This window comes from Geobacillus sp. WSUCF-018B (assembly GCF_002809985.1).
Lineage (GTDB): Bacteria > Bacillota > Bacilli > Bacillales > Anoxybacillaceae > Geobacillus > Geobacillus thermophilus.
Genome location: NZ_PIJF01000009.1, coordinates 1 through 21,321 on the forward strand (window position 1 = coordinate 1; position 21,321 = coordinate 21,321).

The 21,321-nt window shown below is 54.6% G+C and carries 25 protein-coding genes; 2 read left to right on the forward strand and 23 right to left on the reverse strand.

All coding sequences use genetic code 11. The features are described from left to right. Window positions 1–213: 213 nt before the first annotated feature. The 3 genes from CV944_RS04175 to CV944_RS04185 all read right to left on the reverse strand — a co-directional run bounded on the left by CV944_RS04175 (window position 214) and on the right by CV944_RS04185 (window position 3,455). Window positions 214–789, reverse strand: coding sequence for a hypothetical protein (locus CV944_RS04175; RefSeq protein ID WP_100663881.1), 576 nt, complete (start codon window positions 787–789; stop codon window positions 214–216). Between the two features lie 123 nt (window positions 790–912). Beyond that, window positions 913–2,283 carry an AAA family ATPase gene (locus CV944_RS04180; protein ID WP_020756702.1) on the reverse strand — a complete coding sequence of 457 codons (1,371 nt, stop codon included), beginning with the start codon at window positions 2,281–2,283 and terminating at the stop codon, window positions 913–915. Between the two features lie 407 nt (window positions 2,284–2,690). Next, window positions 2,691–3,455 (reverse strand): tyrosine-protein phosphatase, encoded by a 765-nt coding sequence (locus CV944_RS04185; protein WP_100663882.1) that lies wholly within the window; start codon window positions 3,453–3,455, stop codon window positions 2,691–2,693. Between the two features lie 233 nt (window positions 3,456–3,688). Between CV944_RS04185 and tagU the strand changes: the two genes are divergently transcribed. Beyond that, on the forward strand, window positions 3,689–4,630 hold the full coding sequence (gene tagU / locus CV944_RS04190; RefSeq protein ID WP_100663883.1) for a polyisoprenyl-teichoic acid--peptidoglycan teichoic acid transferase TagU: 942 nt from the start codon (window positions 3,689–3,691) through the stop codon (window positions 4,628–4,630). Window positions 4,631–4,661: 31 nt separating this feature from the next. Here tagU and CV944_RS04195 read toward each other — a convergent pair whose 3' ends face one another. From CV944_RS04195 to spoIIID, 10 genes are all read right to left on the reverse strand, one after another. After that, window positions 4,662–5,447, reverse strand: coding sequence for an SGNH/GDSL hydrolase family protein (locus CV944_RS04195; RefSeq protein ID WP_100663884.1), 786 nt, complete (start codon window positions 5,445–5,447; stop codon window positions 4,662–4,664). 59 nt (window positions 5,448–5,506) lie between these two features. Further along, window positions 5,507–6,205 carry a CpsD/CapB family tyrosine-protein kinase gene (locus CV944_RS04200; protein ID WP_100659039.1) on the reverse strand — a complete coding sequence of 233 codons (699 nt, stop codon included), beginning with the start codon at window positions 6,203–6,205 and terminating at the stop codon, window positions 5,507–5,509. Beyond that, window positions 6,195–6,938 (reverse strand): YveK family protein, encoded by a 744-nt coding sequence (locus tag CV944_RS04205; protein ID WP_100659040.1) that lies wholly within the window; start codon window positions 6,936–6,938, stop codon window positions 6,195–6,197. The genes CV944_RS04200 and CV944_RS04205 overlap by 11 nt, the downstream gene beginning before the upstream one ends. Window positions 6,939–7,188: 250 nt before the next feature. Further along, complete coding sequence (locus CV944_RS04210; protein ID WP_100659041.1) at window positions 7,189–7,554, reverse strand: hypothetical protein; 366 nt, start codon at window positions 7,552–7,554, stop codon at window positions 7,189–7,191. 159 nt (window positions 7,555–7,713) lie between these two features. Further along, window positions 7,714–8,151, reverse strand: coding sequence for a 3-hydroxyacyl-ACP dehydratase FabZ (gene fabZ, locus CV944_RS04215; protein ID WP_064213655.1), 438 nt, complete (start codon window positions 8,149–8,151; stop codon window positions 7,714–7,716). A gap of 52 nt (window positions 8,152–8,203) precedes the next feature. Continuing rightward, the gene (locus CV944_RS04220) at window positions 8,204–8,536 is read right to left on the reverse strand and encodes a DNA-directed RNA polymerase subunit beta (RefSeq protein ID WP_100659042.1); all 333 of its coding nucleotides are present in this window, start codon (window positions 8,534–8,536) and stop codon (window positions 8,204–8,206) included. An 11-nt stretch (window positions 8,537–8,547) separates the two neighbouring features. Further along, on the reverse strand, window positions 8,548–9,369 hold the full coding sequence (locus CV944_RS04225) for a flagellar hook-basal body protein (protein WP_100659043.1): 822 nt from the start codon (window positions 9,367–9,369) through the stop codon (window positions 8,548–8,550). A gap of 21 nt (window positions 9,370–9,390) precedes the next feature. Beyond that, window positions 9,391–10,221, reverse strand: coding sequence for a flagellar hook-basal body protein (locus CV944_RS04230; RefSeq protein ID WP_050367962.1), 831 nt, complete (start codon window positions 10,219–10,221; stop codon window positions 9,391–9,393). A gap of 123 nt (window positions 10,222–10,344) precedes the next feature. After that, window positions 10,345–11,346 (reverse strand): rod shape-determining protein, encoded by a 1,002-nt coding sequence (gene mreB, locus CV944_RS04235; RefSeq protein WP_033011787.1) that lies wholly within the window; start codon window positions 11,344–11,346, stop codon window positions 10,345–10,347. Window positions 11,347–11,449: 103 nt separating this feature from the next. After that, the gene (gene spoIIID / locus CV944_RS04240; RefSeq protein ID WP_008880665.1) at window positions 11,450–11,713 is read right to left on the reverse strand and encodes a sporulation transcriptional regulator SpoIIID; all 264 of its coding nucleotides are present in this window, start codon (window positions 11,711–11,713) and stop codon (window positions 11,450–11,452) included. A gap of 311 nt (window positions 11,714–12,024) precedes the next feature. Between spoIIID and CV944_RS04245 the strand changes: the two genes are divergently transcribed. Continuing rightward, entirely contained in the window at window positions 12,025–12,534 is a 510-nt protein-coding gene (locus tag CV944_RS04245; RefSeq protein WP_033011785.1) for a BsuPI-related putative proteinase inhibitor, read from the forward strand. 20 nt (window positions 12,535–12,554) lie between these two features. Here the strand turns inward: CV944_RS04245 and CV944_RS17840 are convergent, their stop codons facing one another. The 10 genes from CV944_RS17840 to CV944_RS04290 form a co-directional block, all read right to left on the reverse strand. Beyond that, entirely contained in the window at window positions 12,555–12,683 is a 129-nt protein-coding gene (locus tag CV944_RS17840) for a hypothetical protein (RefSeq protein ID WP_255407700.1), read from the reverse strand. Window positions 12,684–12,728: 45 nt separating this feature from the next. After that, on the reverse strand, window positions 12,729–13,265 hold the full coding sequence (locus tag CV944_RS04250) for a chromate transporter (RefSeq protein ID WP_033011782.1): 537 nt from the start codon (window positions 13,263–13,265) through the stop codon (window positions 12,729–12,731). Then, on the reverse strand, window positions 13,262–13,843 hold the full coding sequence (locus CV944_RS04255; protein ID WP_100659044.1) for a chromate transporter: 582 nt from the start codon (window positions 13,841–13,843) through the stop codon (window positions 13,262–13,264). Before CV944_RS04255 ends, CV944_RS04250 begins: the two co-directional genes overlap by 4 nt. Before the next feature lie 25 nt (window positions 13,844–13,868). Next, the gene (locus CV944_RS04260; RefSeq protein WP_100659045.1) at window positions 13,869–15,473 is read right to left on the reverse strand and encodes a gamma-glutamyltransferase family protein; all 1,605 of its coding nucleotides are present in this window, start codon (window positions 15,471–15,473) and stop codon (window positions 13,869–13,871) included. 161 nt (window positions 15,474–15,634) lie between these two features. Then, window positions 15,635–16,084 carry an Lrp/AsnC family transcriptional regulator gene (locus tag CV944_RS04265; protein ID WP_015376050.1) on the reverse strand — a complete coding sequence of 150 codons (450 nt, stop codon included), beginning with the start codon at window positions 16,082–16,084 and terminating at the stop codon, window positions 15,635–15,637. A 162-nt stretch (window positions 16,085–16,246) separates the two neighbouring features. Continuing rightward, complete coding sequence (gene spoIIQ / locus CV944_RS04270; protein WP_100659046.1) at window positions 16,247–17,140, reverse strand: stage II sporulation protein SpoIIQ; 894 nt, start codon at window positions 17,138–17,140, stop codon at window positions 16,247–16,249. Between the two features lie 127 nt (window positions 17,141–17,267). After that, the gene (gene spoIID, locus CV944_RS04275; protein WP_100659047.1) at window positions 17,268–18,296 is read right to left on the reverse strand and encodes a stage II sporulation protein D; all 1,029 of its coding nucleotides are present in this window, start codon (window positions 18,294–18,296) and stop codon (window positions 17,268–17,270) included. 338 nt (window positions 18,297–18,634) lie between these two features. Beyond that, complete coding sequence (murA, locus tag CV944_RS04280) at window positions 18,635–19,939, reverse strand: UDP-N-acetylglucosamine 1-carboxyvinyltransferase (protein WP_100659048.1); 1,305 nt, start codon at window positions 19,937–19,939, stop codon at window positions 18,635–18,637. A gap of 31 nt (window positions 19,940–19,970) precedes the next feature. Beyond that, window positions 19,971–20,726: a YwmB family TATA-box binding protein gene (locus CV944_RS04285; protein WP_100659049.1), complete on the reverse strand. Its 756-nt coding sequence runs from the start codon at window positions 20,724–20,726 to the stop codon at window positions 19,971–19,973. A gap of 276 nt (window positions 20,727–21,002) precedes the next feature. Beyond that, on the reverse strand, window positions 21,003–21,242 hold the full coding sequence (locus CV944_RS04290; protein WP_033011771.1) for a DUF1146 family protein: 240 nt from the start codon (window positions 21,240–21,242) through the stop codon (window positions 21,003–21,005). Between the last annotated feature and the right edge of the window lie 79 nt (window positions 21,243–21,321).

Here is a 21,321-nt window from a genome sequence, read left to right on the forward strand (position 1 = left end):
ATGCAACCCCAAGTCAAGGAAGGAGGACGAAGTCCGTTTGCACTTCTGGGGAGTTGCAAGCCCCCACTTCAAGCGTTAGCTAAGTGGGGGTAGTTGACGTGGTACGTAACCCCCTATGTATAGTTGGCCCCTATGCCCCCGCGCATCGGTGCAACGCTGGCTGCGCCGATGCGCCGATGCATATGGGCATAAAAAACAGCCCCTTTTCGGGACTTAGTTTGGCATTTTTGATTTCAGATTCAAGATTTCTTTTTCATGATCGATCAGTTTGTCGAACATCACATCGGATCGGCGCTGCAAGTACGAGACGGTGACATCGACGGATTTTCTTATGCTGGTGACATCGTTTAAAATGAGCGCTTGATTGTGTTTGGAAACGCGCAGCTCTTCGAGGATTCGCTCTTGCATCTGCTTCATGCCGGCCATCTCGTGTTCTACTATTTGTTGGCCTTGTTGCAGCTGGGTGATGTCTTTTTGGATTTGAGAGACCGTCGTTTCCAATGTCCGTTGGCCTTCTTGCAGTTGGGCGACATCACGCTGCAACGCATTCTGGCCTTCTTGCAACTGGATAATGTCTTTTTGAATTTGGGAAACCGTCGTTTCCAATGTCCGTTGACCTTCTTGCAGTTGGGTGACTTCCTTCTGAAGCTGGGATACATCTTGCTGCAGCTGCGATACGTCTTGACGAATGTGCCCGACTGCGCCTTCCAACCGTTCGAGCCTGTCGTGGACTGGTTTCAGTTCTTCTTGCAAGACGGAACGAAGCAATTCTTTCAGCTCTTGGCTCATGGCTTCACCTCCTTGACGCCATTATAGCATGGCGCGGCAGGGAAACGTTACAACGTGTATTCTCCTTGTCCGGAGTCATTCAGTGGAATGCGTTGTTGAGGAACTTCATGCCCCAATTCGAGGTTATTCATCCTCTCCATCCTCTTCCCCGATCTGGAATGCATACGTCTCTTCATTCAACTGCCAAATGACTTCATTGAACGTTTCCGCCGGAAAGCCGTTTTCGGTCGGAATGAGCGGCGTGATGATCGTGTCTTGGCCTTGCATGCGGAACTGGTACGCCCTCACCTTTTTCGGATCAATCGCGTCCTCATCGACATAGCCATACGTTTTCATCAACTGTTCTCTCTTTGGATGCTGGTGAAGTTTGATCAAATTGTTCACCTGTTGGAACAAAATATCGCTATGGGTGGTCAACCACACCGGCATGCCTCGGTTGGCCAACTTGACAAGCGCTGTCGCTAATATGCGCTGGACGCGTGGATGCAGATGCGCTTCTGCCTCTTCAAAAAAGAGTGAACGGTACGTTGCTTTTGATTTTAAAAACAAAATGAGCGGCGACAGTTCAGTTACAAGCGACGATGTGACGTATAACGGCAAGCGCTCTTGTTTGCCTTGTGGGCAATAGTAGAACGATGGAATCGGTCCTTTTTCTTGGTCCATGGTTCCGTTGGCAATCTCGGTTTCAATAAATCGTCCGATGTCCGCATATTTCGACTGTCCGCTTTCCTCCAAACGCAACAACGCTTGCAAGAATCGATAGACAGGCAACGTGAAGTCAAGGGATGGTTCCTCATGTTCTTCGTTGATCATCCGTTCCATCATCTCTTGCACCAGCGCCTTGTAAGACAACATGAACCCTGTTCTCGAAGCGGGCAAATACAGCGCTTCGCCAATGGCCCGCCCTTGGATGCCGCCTTGTCTGGATGGTGGGTAAAACGGCGATGTAAGTCCATCCATCAGCAAATTCCACGTAATGTATTGAGCCATGCGATACCGCTCTGTCGCTTGTCCCTTGCTTCGATCCGTATACGGGATGCGAATATAGTGTTTCCCCGTCGAAAAACGAGCGCCTTGGAGCGAATCTTTCTTTTCAAAGATGATTCGCAGCGGTTCAGAACGGCGGTACCGCTCGATGCTTAACGAACCGATCGGGATTTTGCGCCGAAAAATCGTTCGAACCAACTCGCTTTTTTTGTTTCTGAGAACATCATTAAACCATTGGACAAACAGTTGCGCTTCACGGTCTTGGATGAGGCAGTCATCGCCGATAGACGATTCAAGAAAGCGATCGATTTCCTTGTACGTGGACGTGTTCGGAGGGTCTTTTGGAAACAGCTTGCGCCCCTCGGACAACACCCCCCAAAGAAGCGACATCAGATAGCTTTTCCCACTGTTGTTGTCGCCGACAAACAACATCAACGGGGCAATATCGATTTCCCCCTGTTTGATCTTTCCAAATCGCTCAACCTTTAACGCCCAAGTTTGTTCCATGCGCGTATCGCCTCTTTTCACAGATTACGGATCCTCTATCTTTCTATTATAAACGATACGCCTGACTCATAATCACTGAATTAGATAAAAACGAGTGAAAAATCGGGCATCTAACCCGCCCTCACGCCACACCCTCGACGACTAGCGTCTAAGGTGCCAGGACCGTCATCGTCCCCACCCACGGCATGGCCGAGTGCCTCCGTTGATAACGGTAAGGAGACATCACCGAAGGAGATCAAGCAGAAAGGCCCTTCTTGAAGAAAGGGCCGCTACGGGGCGGCCGTACTTGAGCCGCCAAACGACACTATCACGCATGGCTCTGCAGCAAAACAAGCCATATTTCGACACCGAAAAGGCAAAAGAAGACGCCCTTTCTTCGCCTGTTCATGTTGCGCCAAGAAAGGGGGTCAAAAGAGGCCGAGGAGCTTTTTCTTTTTCACCCGCTGTGGTTCGTCGCGGAACACGGCTTGGCCGCGAACGAGCAGCTCGGCGTTCTCTTGGAAGTAGTACACCATGTCTGTCCCGTATTCTTTCCGGATCACCTCGTACGCCTCGCAGAGACGAAACGGCCGCGTTTTCGTGTTGTGGGCGTCCGAGGCGATGAAATGGGCCAAGTTCGCTTCGATCAGCTGAAACGAGAACGTTTTGATTTTCTTGCCGAAATGGCCCGTAATGCTTGATGTCGTCAGCTGGGACAAGGCGCCGCGTTTGACGAGCTGGTAGAGCCGCTCGGGGGTTTCGATGATCTCGGCGTTTCGCTCCGGATGGGCGATGATCGGGATAAACCCTTTCACTTGGGCATCAAAGAGGAGTTGCTCCGCATATTTCGGCACATGATCGGGCGGAAATTCGATCAACATGTATGATGTGTCGGCAAGCGTCATCACCTCGCCTCGGGCAAGGCCGTCAAGCAAGTCGCCGTGGATGCGCACTTCTTGGCCTGGAAACACGTTCAAGGCGATGCCGCGCCGTTTCAATTCGTCATTTAGTTCCGCCGCCAAGGAAAGGACGGCTGATCTTGGGTTGTCATACGTTCCATTTTGATGATGGGGAGTGGCGATGATCGTCGTGATTCCTTCCTTGGCTGCAGCCTGCGCCATGGCGATGGCGTTCTCCATCGCCGCCGCTCCGTCGTCAACGCCGGGCAAAATATGGCTGTGAATGTCGATCATCGTCCACTCCTCCTTTTTTCGCTCTACTAAACACCTATTATGTTAACATAGAAAAAACAAGCTATCAATGGGCGATATTTGTCGAACATTATCGAAATAGAAGGCAAATTCCACCGATTAGTGGGCAAGCTGGAACGCCCGCCAATGCGGCTGTCAGTTGTCTTCTTTTCGAAAACGGTCTATAATCGAAATGGTATGCACGAAAATTTCTGAATGGAAAAGGAAGAGTGCGCATGAGAGCAGAACGTCGAAAAAAGAAGAAAACATGGCTCCGCTGGGTGACGGGATTGCTCGTCGTGTTATTCGCTGGAGCAGGAATATTCGCCTATTCCATTTATCATCATGTGAAACAGACGGCGAACCAAATGCACGAGAACGTCAACTGGAAGTCGGAGAAGCGGAAAGAAAACGTTTCGTTTGAACGGAAGACGCCGATTTCCATTTTGTTGATCGGCGTTGATGAACGGAAAGGGGATAAAGGACGCGCCGATACGCTCATCGTCATGACGGTGAATCCGAACAAGCAGTCGATTGAGATGGTGAGCGTGCCGCGCGATACGAGAACGGAGATTATCGGAAAAGGGACGAAAGATAAAATCAACCACTCGTACGCCTTTGGCGGAGTGGAGATGACGATGGCGACGGTCGAGCATTTCTTAGATATTCCGATCGATTATTACATTAAAGTCAATATGGAAAGCTTCCGCGACATCGTGAATGCCGTCGGCGGGGTGACGGTGAACAACCCGTTCGCGTTTACGTATGAAGGAACGCACTTCCCGAAAGGCGAGATTACGTTAAACGGCGATGAAGCGTTGAAATATTCGCGCATGCGGAAAGAGGACCCGCGCGGCGATTTCGGGCGCCAGGACCGGCAAAAGCAGATCATTCAAGCGATTATTGAGAAAGGCGCCAGCTTCTCGTCGCTCACGAATTACAGCGATGTGCTCGCAGCGATCGGGAAAAACGTGAAAACGAACTTGACGTTTGAGGAAATGAAAGAAATTCAAGCGAATTACAAAGACGCCCGCAAGCACATTAAGCAGCTGCATATTACGGGACAAGGGACGAAAATCAATGGCATTTATTACTTGATCGTGCCGGAGAGCGAACGGCTGGCGATTTCGAATGAGTTGAAAGAGCATCTGGAGCTGAAAGCGACGGCGGCGAAGTAAATGAGACGCGCACCTTAAGAGGTGCGCGTTTTCATTGGGCGATGAAGCGCTTGGCGAGCGCATCGGCCCACACTTTGGCGCCTTCTGCAGTCGGCAAGTCGGTTTGCGGGTCGACGTAGCGGTTCAGCTCTTCGCTTTGATCGTCAGGCCAGGCGGGCCAATGGTTGAGGTAAGGATAGCCGTTCTCTTTGGCAAACGCTTCAAGCTGCTCGACTTGGCGCGGGTAGTAGGTCGCGTTGTAAATCGGGTTCGGCGGCTGCAAGATCACGACCGCATTCGGGGCCGCCGATTTGAGCCCGGCGAGGATCGCTTGGATGTGGGCGAGCGTGTCGTCGATCGTCACGACTCCGTTGTCGTTTAATAAAAACGGTTCAAGCAAGACAAGATCCGGCTTGTCCTTGACCCAGTCGGCGGCGATGCGCTGCCGATCGGCGTCGGCGGTCGTCAAACCCTCGTATTCGTGGACGGTGATGTGAAACACGCCTTTCCCGTACGCTTTGTCGAGCGCCTGTTTTAATAAATCAGGCCAGCCGCCGTTCTCTGGCGTTGATTCGGAGCCAGCGATGACAAGGCGGATTGGGCGATTCTCCTCCACCGCCCGCCTGATGGCAGCTTGTGCGGCCGCGGGCAGCTGCCTAGCGCGGGCGAGGATCGCTTCCGTTTGGCTCGTCTCCGTTTCCTGCTTGGCGGATGTTTCGACTTTCGCCCGCGCCGCCTGCACGGTGGCGTCGATTTTTCGCTCCCAGTACAAATGCCCGGTTATGATGAAGGCAAGGCAAGCGGCGGTGAGCAAAAGGATGAAGACGAAGTTTCTCAACGGTTCTCTCCCCTTTTCTCTATCAGAACGGCTTCCCGCGGTCGGGAAGCCGTTTGTGGTTACTTGTATTGATAGTAGTAATAGTACCCGCCGTCACGGTGCTTCCGCTTGTTCAAGACAACGCCGAGCAGTTTGGCGTTGGCCGCTTCGAGCAGTTCTTTCGCCTTGACCGCCGCTTCGATTTCGGTGCCGCCGCTTTCGATGACCAAGACGGTGCCGTCGCATTGATTGGCTAAAATTTGCGCGTCTGTCACGGCCAAGACAGGCGGAGTGTCGAAGACGACAAGGTCAAACGTCTCATACAGCTGTTCGAGGCATTGCGCCATCGCTTTCGAGCTGAGGAGCTCGGCAGGGTTCGGCGGAATCGGGCCAGACGTTAAGATTGATAAGTGGTCGATTTCGGTCGCTTGGCACGTCGACAACAGCGGCGCCGAGCCCGTCAAAACGTTCGTTAATCCCATGTAGTTGTTTAACCGGAAGGTGTAATGGACCGTCGGTTTGCGCAAATCAGCATCAACAAGTAGCGTCTTTTTCCCTTGCTGGGCGAAGACGACCGCCAAGTTCGCCGCGGTGGTCGTCTTTCCTTCGCCAGGCCCCGTTGACGTGACAATTAAGGAACGAAGCGGCGCATCAATGAATGAAAATTGGATATTCGTCCGGATCGTCCGATATTGCTCTGCGATGGGCGATTTCGGATTGTCAAATGTGATCAGCCTCCGCTCCGCTTTGCGGATCGATGTTGCTGGTTTACGAGCCAATGGTTTCACCTCTTGTTTGTGGAATGGCGGATTCGCGTCTCGCTTTTTGGCCGCCTTCAGCCGTGATCAAACTGACCGCGCCGAGCACCGGCAGGCCGAGATGTTTTTCGACGTCTTCTTCCGTCTTGATCGTGTTGTCCAAATATTCAAGCAAGAACGCAAGCCCTACACCCGTCATCAAGCCGACGACAAAGGCGATGGCCATGTTCAGCAATGGCTTCGGCTTGACCGGGGCTTGATGTTCTTTCACTTCCGCTTTCGAGAGAATGGTGACGTTGTCGATGTTCATGATTTTGACGATTTCGTTTTTGAACACTTCCGCGGTTTTGTTGGCGATCTCAGCCGCCAAGGCAGGATCGGGATCTTGGACGGTGACGGAGAACACTTGCGAGTCTTTTTCGCTTGAGACTTGAATCTGTTCGTTCAGCTCGTCGATCGTCCGGTCAAGGCGGAGCTCGTCTTTCACTTTTTCCAAAATGGTCGGGCTTTTGATAATGACGCTGTACGTGTTGATGAGCTGCACGTTCGTTTGGATTTCATTGAAGTTGTAGAGCTGCTGCTCCGATTTCGCTTGGTTGACGAGAATTTGTGTCGATGCCTGATAAATCGGCGTTAATAGAAAATAGCTGACCACACCGCTTACAACAGTCGCTAGCGCGGTGATCAGGACGATGAGCCAAAGCCGTTTGCGCAACGTTTCGAACAGTTCGCGCAGGCTGATTGTTTCTTCCACCAGTATTCCCCCTCTCTTGTCTGTCTCCTTCTTGGTTGACGTTCGCGGTACGTACGCCCCCTCTGATGCAAAAGGGAAGGTTGTACTGCTGTTTCCTCCGCAAGAACATCCCGATGTTCGACCTCTGTCCCGATCTTTCGAACATGAATCGACATTCCCATTATAGCGAATGAAGCGAAACATATCTAGCCGAAATCGGTACTAATTTTGGCGAAACGAAAAGGCCGCCTCGATCGGCAGCCTTTTTTCGTTATTCGTCTTTATTGTCTTTGTCGTTAGCGTCTTGCGGGTCTTCAATTGGGTCTTCGCGGTCCGGAACAGTATCGCGCTCATCGTCGCCCGGTCCGTTGTTCGTGTCGTCTCCCGGCGGGAGTTGATTGTTTTGGTTGTCGTTCAAATCGGTATCGCGGTTGTCCGGGATACCGTCATTGTCTTTGTCGTTGTCGACGTCATCGTTTTGGTTGATGTCATCGGCCGGGTTCACGTCTTGGTCGTTGACATCGTTTTGATTGTTGTTTGGCGGCGGCGGATTGTCGTTGTCGTCATTGCATCCGGCCGCTAAAAAGAGGGCGACAAGAGCGCTGAACAGTTTGAACAGCAACGCCTTGTTTTTCATGGCACCTTCTCCTTTCTTCGTGTTGTTGTGACCTTATGTAAGACCGGTCCTTGTTTATCTTTCCCAGAAGAGCGCATTTCATGCAAGGGGAATGAAACAAATGCGGGGGTGGCGTTTAGGGGAATGAACATACGCGCCCCGCAAAGGAGCGCGCGTTGGTCAGCCGTTTGTTTTCTCACCAAGGGCGAACATGAGCTCTGTTTCGCAGACGAGTTCGCCGTCGACGGTGGCGGTGCCTTTGCCTTTGCCGATGGCGCCGCGGGCGCGGAGGATTTCGACTTCCAGGCGAATTTGGTCGCCTGGTTTCACTTGCCGCTTAAAGCGGCAGTTGTCGATGCCGGCGAAAAAAGCGAGGCGGCCGCGGTTTTCTTCGCTTTGCAGGAGGACGACGGCGCCGACTTGGGCGAGCGCCTCGACGATCAACACGCCGGGCATGACCGGGTATTCGGGGAAGTGGCCGGCGAAAAACGCTTCGTTGGCGCTGACGTTTTTGATGCCGACGGCGCGCTTTCCTTCTTCGATTTCCAGAATGCGGTCAACAAGCAAAAACGGATAGCGGTGCGGGATGATCGCTTGGATTTGTTGGATGTCAAGCATAGAAACACTCCTTTTTCATGATCATCAAGACGATGACGCGGCGAGGTGCTGCTTACGTCCCTTTTTCGACAAAGTCGAGGATGTGCTGCCACGTCGAGGGGCGGAACACGTCAATCCACGCTCCGTCGCCGATGGCGCTGTAGCCAACGACCGCGCCGGCGGCGAGGCTTAAGGCCATCAAGGCGGCGACGATGATGAGCCGAAGCCCAATCCGGATGAGCCGGGTGCGCGCGAAACGGCGCGGCGCGGCCGCCTCCTCTTCAGCCGGAAGGGCTTGGGCTTCCGGTTCGGCGGGAGTCGGCGGGCTCTTTCTTACTCGGCCTTTCCGCCTCGCCATCCGGGAAGACGGCGAGCGCATAGGTTCTTGATGCCTCTCGTCACTCATCGCGATCCTCCTTATGAGGAGCGCATGCCGTTAATCAGCCCGAGCATTTGTTCCGAAATGGAAATGGCGCGGGCGTTCAGCTGATACGCTCGGCTTGTCGCCATCAGGCCGACCATTTCCTCGCCAAGGTCGACGTTCGACTGTTCCAAGGCGCCTTGCTTGACGCCGATTTGGCCACGCAAATTGCCGTTGAGCTCCCGAGCGGCGCCAGGGACATCCGGCAAGGTGAAGACGTTGTCGCCCTGGGCTTCGAGAAGCTGCGGACGATCAATGGCGGTGACGCCAAGGTTCACGCGGGCAACAACCGCACCGCTGGCATCAGTGGCCGTCAGCGTTCCGGTTGGGGAGAGCTGAAAGCCGGTTGTGCCGGTGGGAAATTCGATGGGCCGATTCGCTTCATCGAGCACCGGGCGGCCGTCGCTTGTCACGAGGGCAAGACGCCCGTCCATAGGAGTGACAGAAAAGTTGCCAGCGCGGGTGTAGCCGATCGTTGTGTCACCGTTGGCATTGGCGACTTGAACGCGAAACCATTGGTTGGCGGCGGTGAAGGCGAAATCGAGCGCGCGGCCGGTCTCGACGAGCGTTCCTTGAGCAGACACAAGCATTGTCGAAGCGAGGCGCGCCCCGTTGCCATAGCGCACGCCCGCTGGCGTCTCACGTGGCGCTTCGTCGGCGGGGAGGCGGTCGACTTGCTGGGCGAGGAGCTCAGCGAAGCTCGCTTCGCGCCGTTTAAAGCCGACGGTGTTGCTGTTGGCGATGTTATGGCTGATCGTATCGAGCCGCTCTTGCAAGGCGTTCATCGTGTTGGCGGCGGTGAGCATCGAACGAAGCACGGGCTTGTCCTCCTTTTGTCATCATTTCAGGCGGCCGACTTCATTGACGGCCTTGTCCAAGCTGCGGTCGTACGCTTGGATGATTTTTTGGTTTGCTTCAAACGTTCGGTAAGCCGCGAGCAAGTCGGTCATCGTCCGCTCAACGTCCACGTTCGACCGTTCGAGAAACCGCTGCTTGACGGTATACGTGACATTGCCGGGCGCCTGCGGCAACGGCCCTGCCGTGCTGCGGAACAGGCCGTTTCCTTCCTTCACCAATGTTTGCGGGTTGGCGGCGAAGGCGACGCCAAGGCGGGCGATTTCCCGGTTTCCGGCGATGATCGTCCCGTCGTCGCGGACGGCGAACGTTTCATTCGGAACGGCGATGCGCTCGCCGTTGCCATCGAGCACATACCAACCGTCTTGCGTGGTTAAATAGCCGTCCGGGCTCACGGTGAAATGGCCGTTGCGCGTGTACCGGATGTCGCCTTGGCCGTTTTCGACGGCAAACAAGAGCGCCCCGCGCTGCCCGCTTGCCGGGTCGACCGGGACTTGTCCATCGACTAAGGCTACATCAGTGGAGAGACCGGTTTCTTTAATATCCCCTTGGCGGAAGTTCGGGATGAGTTCTTGCATATAGACACCCGTCTGGAGCGGCCCGATCGCCGTTTGCGTCAGAATGGCGCGCGGCGGGGCGGTCGGGATCGGCTCGTCCTCGAGGCGGCTCATCAACAGTTCCGGAAACGCTCTCATCGCTCCTGCATCAGCTTTGTATCCCGGCGTTTCGGCGTTCGCCAAGTTGTTGGTCAGCATCTCGACGCGCCGCTCCTGGGCGAGCATGCCGCTCGCGGCGGTATACAATCCTCTTAGCATGACAGCTCCCTCGCTTGTCCATGAAAATTCGTGGCAGAAAGCCGCTGCCGGCGTTGGCGGGCGGCTTGTTGATTCCATTATAGGCGGGCGGGGGCGGCAGCCGCATCCCCTGCTTTTCCTTTTTTACACCAACTGCGATTTCGGCGCGCGGTCGATGTTCTCAAGCATCAGCCCGGTGCCAAGGGCGACGCAGTCCATCGGATTTTCGGCGATGAACACCGGCAGCTTCAGCTCTTCGGCAAGCAACTGATCGATGCCATGCAAGAGGGCGCCGCCGCCCGTTAAGATGACGCCTCGGTCGATGATGTCGGCCGACAGTTCCGGCGGCGTGCGCTCGAGCACGCTTTTCGCGGCTTGTACAATCAAGGACACCGGCTCGCGAAGCGCCCGTTCGATCTCCTCCGAACGGACGGTGATCGTGCGCGGCAGTCCGGTGACGAGATCGCGGCCGCGGACGTCGATTTCTTCGGTCCGTGCGCCTGGGAATACCGTTGCGACTTTGATTTTAATCTCCTCGGCCGTTCGTTCCCCGATGAGCAGCTTATATTCACGCTTAATGTAGTTTAAAATTTCCATATCGAACTTGTCCCCGGCCATTTTAATGGAAGAGGCGGTGACAATGTCCCCCATCGAGAGAACCGCCACGTCGGTCGTGCCACCGCCAATATCAACGACCATGTTTCCGCACGGCTGAAAAATGTCCATTCCGGCGCCAATGGCTGCGACTTTCGGCTCTTCCTCCAAGTACACTTTTTTGCCGCCGCTTTTTTCTGCTGCCTCTTTGATCGCTTTCCGTTCGACCGATGTCGTGTTCGTCGGGCAACAAATCAAAATGCGCGGTTTGGCGAAAAAGCCTTTTAGGTCGAGCTTGCTTAAGAAATGCTTCAGCATCGCTTCCGTAATGTCAAAGTCGGCGATGACGCCGTCTTTGAGCGGCCGAATGGCAACAATATTCCCAGGAGTACGTCCGACCATTCGTCGTGCTTCTTCGCCCACTGCGAGCACTTTGTTCGTGTGTTTATCGATCGCCACGACGGACGGCTCATTGAGCACGATGCCTTTGCCTTTGACGAAAATGAGGACGTTCGCCGTGCCTAGGTCAATGCCGATATCTCGTGAGAACATACATGCTCCTCCTTGCCTCTGCCCTAAAATCATTCCTAATAGATTATTCTACCATATTTGCCTCCCGGAATGATACTGCAAACGGCAGATGGCAAGGAAAAAGTCAGTTGTTTTTCACTGCTTGCTTTTTATACTTTTTCTTCGTTGCTTCCCCGCCGCGCAAATGGCGGATCGATTTATGGTAATCGAGGATTTGCTTCACTTCTTGGGCCAGTTCCGGGTTGATTTCCGGCAGCCGCTCGGTCAAGTCTTTATGCACGGTGCTTTTGGATACGCCAAATTCTTTCGCGATGACGCGAACGGTTTTCCTCGTCTCCACGATATACTTGCCAATCTTGATCGTACGCTCTTTGATGTAATCGTGCACACCACTCGCCCTCCCTAAGTTGGATGTGAGAAGTGAGAAGTGTGAAATGAGACTCGTCTTGCCAATGATGGGCGCCGCTTTCGTTGGATGTCTTAGAAGCGTCTTCATCGCGTCGCTTGCCGGTTGTGAACGATCCCCACCTCAACCACTCTCATTGCTGTTCAATTTGTAACATTTTATTAGACAAATCGGGCATATATACCAGAAATATCAAGGCGGACAACGGTTTTTTCACAATTTTTTTGCGGTTTGTAACGGAAGGGAAATGGGAAACGACTATATGTATAGAGAGGAAAAAAGGAGGAGCTGGCATGGGCAAAGGAAAAATGATCGGCGTCGCAGCCGTGTTGGCCGGGGTGGCGGCGGCGAGTGCGCTGTTTATGTATAATAGCGGCAACGAGCGCCCGCAGGCGAAAGATGATTTGCTTGGCCCCGCTCCAGCGGGCAAACCAGCGCCCGCAGGCGGGAAAGGGATCATCGCCGGAACGTTGGAGCCGTCGCTCACATACGAAAAGCAAAACGATGCTTACGTGTTTACGTTTACGGTCAAAAACCAAACGGAGCGCGTGCAAACGGTGACGTTCACGAGCTCGAAAAAGTATGACTACATTTTGTACCGCGATGGCCAAAAGGTGAAGCAGTACAGCGAAGGGAAGATGTTTGCACAAATTTACGAAGAGCGCACGTTAAAACAAGGGGAAGAACTGTCCTTTCAGGAAACGTTCCGCGGCCTGGAGCCCGGAACGTATACGCTTGAGTGGTGGCTCGCCGACCAAAACTGGCCGAACGCGCGGGCGAAAGTGACGTTTACGGTGCAGTGAGGCTTCGGGCGAATGACAAGTCAAACGGCCGGCCGCATGCGGCGCATGCCAAACGCCGCTCGTGCCGAGTTGGCCAACAGCCCGGTGAGAGAGGGCGCCCGTTCGCCTGTCAACGGCAACAATGACGACAAGAGGGAGGCTTCCGTCACTGTGAGGAAGCATCCCTTCCATCTTTCTTTAGCCATAGAGGCCATTCATGGCGAGAGAAACACCGCCCCGTACACGAGCGCCAAGGCGATGACGTACGCCGGATGGAGGCGCCATTTGCCGAACATCAACAAGGCGCTGGCGGCAGCGAGACACACCATTTGGACGAGCCCGGCTCCTTCGTACGACTCGCGAAAAAAGTCGATCGCCATGATCCCAAGCATGACGGCGATCGCCGGGCGGATGTAGGCGGTGAGCCGCTTTACTTGCGGCGCGTCTTTCCATTTGTACAAGAGCTGCAAAAGAGCCATCAGCAAAATAAGCGACGGGGCGACGCTCGCAAACACGGCGACGGCGGCGCCAAGAATGCCGGCTTGTTCATAGCCGATATAGCCGGCCATTTTCGTCGCGATCGGGCCGGGCAACGAGTTGCCGATCGCCAGCACTTCACTGAATTCATTGACCGTCATCCACTGATAGCGATCGACGACTTCGTGCTCGACAAGCGGGATGGACGCCGGGCCGCCGCCATAGCCCAAAATGCCGGGCCAAAAAAAGGCGAGAAACAGCTGCCAATAAATCATGACGACGCCCTCCTTTCTCCGCCTTTGTCTCGATCCGCCGCCTTGGGCTTGCTTCGGCCGACAAACGCCGCCACCAGCAAAATGGCGACGACAAGCGCCGGATGAAGGCCGAGCCACTGCAAGGCCAAAAAGCAGGCAAGAAGGAGCAGAGCGGCCGGCCAAATGCCGAGGGCGGCGCGCGCCTGCTTGGCGAACTGCCACGTCATTTCCGCCAACATGACCGCCACGACCGGCAACACCGCTTTTGTCATCCCGGCCACCCACGGCGTGTCTTTGAACGACGACAGCGCGGCCAGCAGCACGATCATCAGCACGACCGTCGGGGCGGTCGTCGCCAAGACGGCGTTCACTAAGCCGAGCGCGCCGCCGACACGGTAGCCGATATAGCCAGCGAGCTTCGTCGCGATCGGGCCGGGCAAGGCGTTGGCAATGGCGAGAATTTCCGCAAACTCTTCATCGGTCATCCACCGGTATTTTGTCACCACTTCGGCGCGCACGAGCGGGATCGAGGACGGCCCGCCCCCGTACCCGAGCATGCCGACGCGGAAAAAAGCAAGAAATAAATGCCATTGGTTCATCGAAGTCATCCCTTTATCGTGAGTCTCACCAAGCGGCGACCGCCCCGTCCGTGCGCGGCTCCGTCCCGGCGGCAAGCACGCCGGTGTCAGGATCGCGCCAAATGATTTGTCCGCGGCCGAACGGACCTCCGTCTAAGGCAAAGCGAATGTCATGCCCTTTGCGGGCGAGCGCTTCGGCGATATGGCGCGGGAAGTGCGGCTCAACGAGCACCGTTTTTCCTTCCATCCACTGCCAGCGTGGCGCATCGAGCGCCGCTTGCGGGTTCAAGTCAAAATCGATGGTGTTCATGATCACTTGCAAATGCCCTTGCGGCTGCATAAATCCACCCATGACGCCGAACGGGCCGACCGGCGTGCCGCCTTTGGTCAAAAAGCCAGGGATGATCGTATGGTACGGCTTTTTCCGCGGCGCCAGCCCGTTCGGATGGCGTTCATCGAAGACAAAGTTATGGCCGCGGTTGTGCAAGGCGATGCCCGTGCCTGGGACGACGAGGCCGGAGCCGAAGCCCATGTAATTGCTTTGAATATAGGACACCATATTCCCTTCGCCGTCGGCGGCGGCTAAATAGACCGTGCCGCCTTTGGGCGGCGTCCCCGGCTCCGGCGTGAGCGCCTCCGCGCCGATTTGCGCCCGGCGCATGGCGGCAAACGACTCCGACAACAGCTCGTCTGGGCTGCAGCTCATATAACGGCGGTCGGTGATGTACGCTTTGCCATCGGCAAAGGCCAGCTTCATGGCTTCGATTTGCCGGTGGTGCGTCTCGACATCCGGGACGCTTGGCACGTCAAACCCGCTCATGATGTTGAGCGCCATCAACGCGACAAGCCCCTGCCCGTTCGGCGGGATTTCCCACACTTCATAGCCGCGATAGGAAACGGAGATCGGCTCGACCCATTCCGGTTCGTACTCGGCGAGGTCGTCCGCCGCCAAAAAGCCGCCGTATTGCTTCGAGAAGGCGGCGATTTTTTCCGCCAGCTCGCCGCGGTAAAAGCTTTCTGCCTCCGTTTCGGCAATGGAGCGGAGCGTCGCCGCATGATCCGGAGACGCCCACACTTCCCCGATCTTCGGCGCGCGGCCGCCCGGCGCAAACGTCGCAAACCACGAGGCGAACTCCGGCCCATTCAGCGCTTCTTTGTACACCCGATAAGCGTTCGCCCAGTATTTGCCCAGCACCGGCGATACTGGGTAGCCGTTTTCCGCATAGGCGATCGCCGGAGCGAGCGTTTCGGCAAGCGGCAGGCGGCCGAAGCGCTTCGCCAGCGCTGCCCACGCCGCCGGCGCGCCCGGCACCGTCACCGGGGCAAAGCCGTACTTTGGCATCTCGGTATAGCCGCGCTCTTTCAACGCTTCGATTGAGATCGCTTTTGGCGCATAGCCGCTCGCATTCAGCCCGTACAGTTTCCCATTCGTCCAGACGAGAGCGAACGCATCGCCGCCGATGCCGTTCGATGTCGGTTCGACGACCGTCAGACAGGCGGCGGCGGCAATGGCAGCATCGATGGCGTTGCCGCCCTTTTTCAGCACGTCAAGCCCCGCCTGGGCCGCCAGCGGCTGCGACGTTGCGACGACGCCGTTTTTCGCAAACACCGTCATCCGCTGCGATGGGTAGGGGTGGTATAAGTAGTCCATGGCCGGCATGCCCCTTTCTTTTGTTAAGCAAATTGGATCAAGTTCTTAACAAACGGAGTATTTCCTCTTTCCATCCATTTTAAAAGAACACAGGCACTATTTCCAGCATTGTTTAAAAAATAGATCTAATATTCTGATAAAGTTTTTTGCTTCATAGCCCGCTACAACTTCAACCCCGTCCGGCTCTTGAAGCGGCGAAGCAAAATATGACTCTCCACTCTCGTGATGCCTTCTAACGCATACAGTTCATTGTTGATGAATTTTTCGAGGGCGGCAAAGTCTTCGACAAGGACGTGCATATGGAGCGTGCTTGGGCCGGTCATTTGGTAGCAGCTCGCCACGTTCGGATTCTCCGCCAGCTTTTGCGCCACTTCGACCAAATACGCCGGCTCGCAGTCAACCTCGAAAAACGCCGACACTTGTTTGCCGAATTTCTCCGAATTGATGACAACGGTAAACTTTTCAATGACGCCGTGTTTGACGAGCTGGTTGACCCGCTCGCGGACGGCGACGCGCGAAAGGTTCAGCTTTTTGCCGATGTCGACGTACGACATGCGGCCGTCTTCAATCAACAGTTCCAGAATTTTGCGGTCAATGTCGTCTAGTTTCACTGCCTTGTCACCCGCCTGCGCATCCATTTTTCTATCATTATATCGGTTGAAGCGGTGCGTGGGAAACCTTTTCTTTCCGTTGCGCTCCTCTTGAACGAGAAAAAGACCCTCTGTTTGTCTTGCAAACAGAGGGTCTTTTCCTTTTGTCAGGCGCTATGTCGATCAAGCTCTCGCCATGCCGATCGAGGCATCTGGCGTTTTGTAGGAAGACGTGTCATCATGTTGGTCTTGCTCATGGTCGCTTGGCGCCGTTTTGTTGTCATCAGCCGGCGTTTGTTCGGTTTCCTCGGCCGGGCTTTGTTCACTCGGCGCGGTTTCGTCGCTTGGCGTCACGTTCTTCTCTTCGCTTGCGTTGGCGTTATCTGTTCCAGCGTTGTCTTCGGCTTTGTCGGTCAAGGCGGTCAACGGTTGATCAATATAATCGATCGGGTTAACCGGTTGGCCGTCTTTGCGAATTTCAAAGTGGACGTGGATGCCTGCTTGTTTGTTAAACTCGCTTTGCCCTGCCTTGCCGATCACTTCGCCTTGTTTCACCGTATCGCCTGCTTCCACTTTCACGTCAGCGAGCGATTGATAGACGGTCGTGACCCCTTGTTCATGATTGATTTCCACAACGTAGCCTAAAATCGGATCTTTTTCCGCTTTCGTTACCGTGCCGCTTAACGCAGCCGTAACGTCAAACGTTTTGCCGTCTTGGCGCACAAGGTCGATCCCTTGGTTCGGATGGTACGTATGATCGTAAAAGACGAGGGCTGCTTCCTGTTCCTGTTCTGATGATTTGTCATCATAGAACGGTGTTTTGACTTGCACGGCGTTCGGGTCAAGCACAGGCATCGCGATGTTTTCGACCGTTTCATTGACCGGAACAGCCGGGTTTTCCTGCTGGGCGGTGCCGTTTTTCACGGTGTCGTTTTCACCCGACTTCTCTTGTTTGCCCGCTTGAAACCAAAGTGCGCCCGCGACGATCAACGCTGCGCAAGATAGATAAATAGCCGGAAATACCCAACGCTTGCGGAAGAAACGCTTCAGCGACGGTTGTTTTTGTTCCTCTCTCATGTTCATCACCTCAGCAACCATTTTGAACAGAAAGAGGAAAAGATATACACGCCGAATACAATTTTTTTCACTTATTTTTTGATATTCCCCCGCATTTTATGCAAAAAAAATCGGAGCGGACGCCCCGTCATTGTTTGGCGGTCAACTTGTTCAAAAAGGCGGTCGCTGAAGAGATGCGGACGCCTCGGTAATAATGCTTCACGATGTCGGCGTACGTTTTTCCTTCCTGGGCCATAAAATTGGCGCCGTATTGGCTCATGCCGACGCCATGGCCGTAGCCTTTCGTCGTGATGATGATGTTCTCGCCTTTCCGCACCCACGTAAAGTCGGTCGACGGCAAACCGAGCCGTTCACGCACTTCGCGGCCCGTGAACGTCTTTCCGCCGATTTTCACCTCACCGACTCGACGGCCGGGCGTGCGCGACAAAATGACACCGACGGATCCGTCTTTTGGCAGCACGATTCCGAGCCTCTGCTCAAATTCAACGACAGACATCGTTTTTCGCTGATAAAACTTCGGGGATTGTTTGTCCCATGGGCTGGCGACGCTTTTTAAATACGGGATATCGTTTTGCCAGTACGATTCGGAATTTTCTGTATACCCGTTGCTTGTGGAAAAGAAGAGCGCTTCAATCGGTTCGTTGTTGTACGTTAAAATTTGCCCGCGCGTATCCAGAACCGCTTTGGTCACTTTTTTGATCTTCCAGTCGTAATCGCTTCCCCATAACTTCCGCAGTTCGTCATCGCTGTAATACACTTGGTGCGCCACTGTGTCGGTCACATTCGCCCCTTGCGGCAGGCGGAACGGCTGGTTGGCGAGCATCTGTTTGACGATGTACGTTCGTGCCGTTAAGGCCTGCGCCCTTAACGCCTCGAGCTCAAATTCGGCCGGCATTTCCGCCGCCACCACTCCGATGACGTACTGTTCAAGGGGGATTTTTTCCACGCGCTGTTCTTTGCTTCGGTAAACCGCCACGTCAATGGACGGCCCTTCGGCTGCCTGCGAACGCTGGAGTTGTTCGTGCTTCTGCAACTGTTCCGTCAATTTCGCCACCTTCCCGTCGTAAAACGGCAGGACAAGCGCGGCAGGAATGACGAGGATGGCCACAAACAGGCATAGTGCAAGTACGATGACCGGTTTCAGTCGTTTCACCATAGCCGAGCCCCCAATATGCATTTTCTAAGCCCAAGCGGACATGATCAATCAATGCCTGCATGGCTTCCGTTCGTTACTTATAGTTATGGGCTCGGACAAGTATATATGACTGTTTTCTTTCGCGTCTCCTCCTGTCCTTGAACGAGCGGATGCGCGCCCTCCTCCGTGCAGCGGAAAGCGGAGAGCCGGCATTGGCCGGCCAAGCGGGGGGAGAGAATGCAAAAAACGACCGTTCGATAAGCGTCAATTCCCGTTTTTAAGTCTGGGCGTGAGAGAATGCAAAAAAAAAAACGACCATTCCCCGCCGAAACAAGCAGTTCACGGTCGTTTTTTCGCCATTATCCGTTCCATTCGATCGCTTGGATCGGGTCGAGTTGTTCTGTTTCGTCCCGAACGCGTTCAATGTCAGCGCCGAGCGCGGCCAGTTTTTCATGAAAGCGGACATAGCCGCGGTCAAGATGACGAAGCTCGGTCACGCGCGTGTAGCCGTCCGCCGCAAGTCCAGCCAAAATCAAAGCGGCGGCAGCGCGCAAATCGGTGGCCGCTACTTCAGCGCCTTGCAGCTGGCACGGACCGTTAATAATGACAGAGCGCCCTTCAATTTTAATATCAGCGTTCATCCGGCGGAATTCTTCCACATGCATGAAGCGGTTTTCAAAGACGGTCTCGGTGACCATGCTCGTGCCTTCCGCTTTTAACAGGAGCGCCATCATTTGCGATTGCATGTCAGTTGGAAAACCTGGGTATGGCATCGTTTTAATGTCGACGGCTTTCAACGTTTCCGGACCGATGACGCGCACACCGTTTTCTTCTTCGATAATCGTCACGCCCATTTCTTCCATTTTGGCAATGAGCGAACTTAAATGCTCGGGAACCGCTCCTTGCACGAGGACGTTGCCGCCGGTGATGGCGGCTGCCACCATAAAGGTGCCAGCTTCAATGCGATCCGGGATGACGGTGTGGGACGTGCCGACGAGCTCGTCGACCCCTTCGATGCGGATCGTGCCGGTCCCGGCGCCGCGCACTTTGGCGCCCATCGCGTTCAAAAAGTTCGCCAAATCGACAATTTCCGGCTCTTTGGCGCAGTTTTCGATCACAGTTGTACCTTCCGCGAGCACCGCGGCCATCATAATATTTTCCGTTGCCCCAACGCTTGGAAAGTCCAAGTATACTTTGGAGCCGCGGAGACGGCCGTTCACTTCTGCATCGATAAAGCCGTTGCCGACTTTCACGGAGGCGCCCATTGCTTCAAATCCTTTTAAATGTTGATCGATCGGGCGCGAACCAATGGCACAGCCACCCGGCAAGGCGACGCGGGCGCGGCCGTTGCGGGCCAACAGCGGTCCCATGACGAGCACGGAAGCGCGCATTTTCCGCACATATTCAAACGGCGCTTCCACCGTCAGCGGAGCGGTCGCATCGACCGTTACCGTATTGCCGGCGATTTGCACATCGGCGCCTAAATAGCGGAGCACCTCACTGATTGTATATACATCGGAAAGAGCAGGCACATCATGAATCGTGCTAGTTCCTTTTGTCGCTAATAAGGTGGCAGCAATGACGGGCAAAACGGCATTTTTTGCGCCTTCCACTTTGACGGTGCCGCTCAACCGGTTTCCGCCACGGACGATGATCTTTTCCAAGGTATTCCCCTCCGCGTCCAATTTCTCTATATTAATATTCAATGGTAATGATTGGGGTTCCAACAACGACGCGCGTCTTGCCGCCCAATCTTTCCCTCAAGGCGAGTTGCAGGTTGATCGGCTGTTGCTTGGCGGCCGGGAGAACGTTCTTCCACTGCCCAGTATATGCAGACAGGGAAACGAATGACTCTTCCCGCAGCCACTCGACCGGTTTCGCTTGAAAGTCGCGCACCAGCCGAGAAGCCTGATCGAACAAACCACCTTTCATATTACCATTGAACTCGCCTTCAATACAAGCATAAAATGTAGGGTCGTTCACAAATAGGCCGTTCGTCTTCATTTGAATGCGGCGTGCTGCTTCTTTCCACCCAATCCGGCTCCATTTGGGGCCCGTTGCTTCATAGAGGATATACGTTTGCGGCGTGCCGTTTGTGACGGTCATCACGAGCTGGATTTGTTCTTGGAAGAAGGCGTGCTCGTTTTTGCCGATCGCTTTTTGCCAATGTCCGCTTTTGGCAAACGACCAGTGAAACGAACGATATGTTTGTTTCAATTCCTCCATTTTTTTGAAAAAGTCCGCATCATTTTGAATATCGTGGGCATACTCTCTTGTGTAAATGACCCAGCGGCCAAGCGAAGCACCGTGTTGCGCCAGCGTGTGCGCCATCGTTTCCATCGGTTTTGACCATTCGTCCCCCTGCGCGCCTTCCGTCCGGTATTGCCAGGCGGCGAAAAACAGGCTGGCCAGCATGAGCGCCAACAGCCATTTCATCCGGTTTTTTCTCATCTTCGTTCCCTTCCTCTCCTTACTTGTTATTGTTGCCACCAGGACAGGGAACATACGTCCAAAAAATCGACAACCGGCGATTTTTGAAATCGTTTTCATGCATAAAAATAGAGTGGACGGATCGTCCACTCGGCCGAAAAAGACCCGACCACCCATGCAGATCAATGGCGCCATATGGAAGATGCGTCGGCAGCGCGCGGCCGATCGCATAGCCTGTTGCGGCCAAAACGAGCGTGTCGGCGGCATGAAGCCTGCCCTGCCGCGGACGGGGCGCTGCTAGTCGCGAAACAAATACGGCAAATCGGTCGACCATGCCCAATAGTCGAGGAAAAAGTTCGCAACCGTTGAGCCGATCGCAATCGTCAATAAAATGTACAGCAGCCGCCCTTGGACGACGCGGTTCGGCTTCAGAAGCACTTCAAGCCGGACAGCTTGCAGCGTCCACCACGTCACCGCCATGAACACTAAATGAATGATAATCGACAGCAGCGCCTGTTGACCGATGATGGGCATCACCGCGCTCCACCTCCTCCTAAATCATGCAAACGTCCCCCATCCTCTTGATGAGGCGCTTTCCCCTCTGTTTAACCAAAAA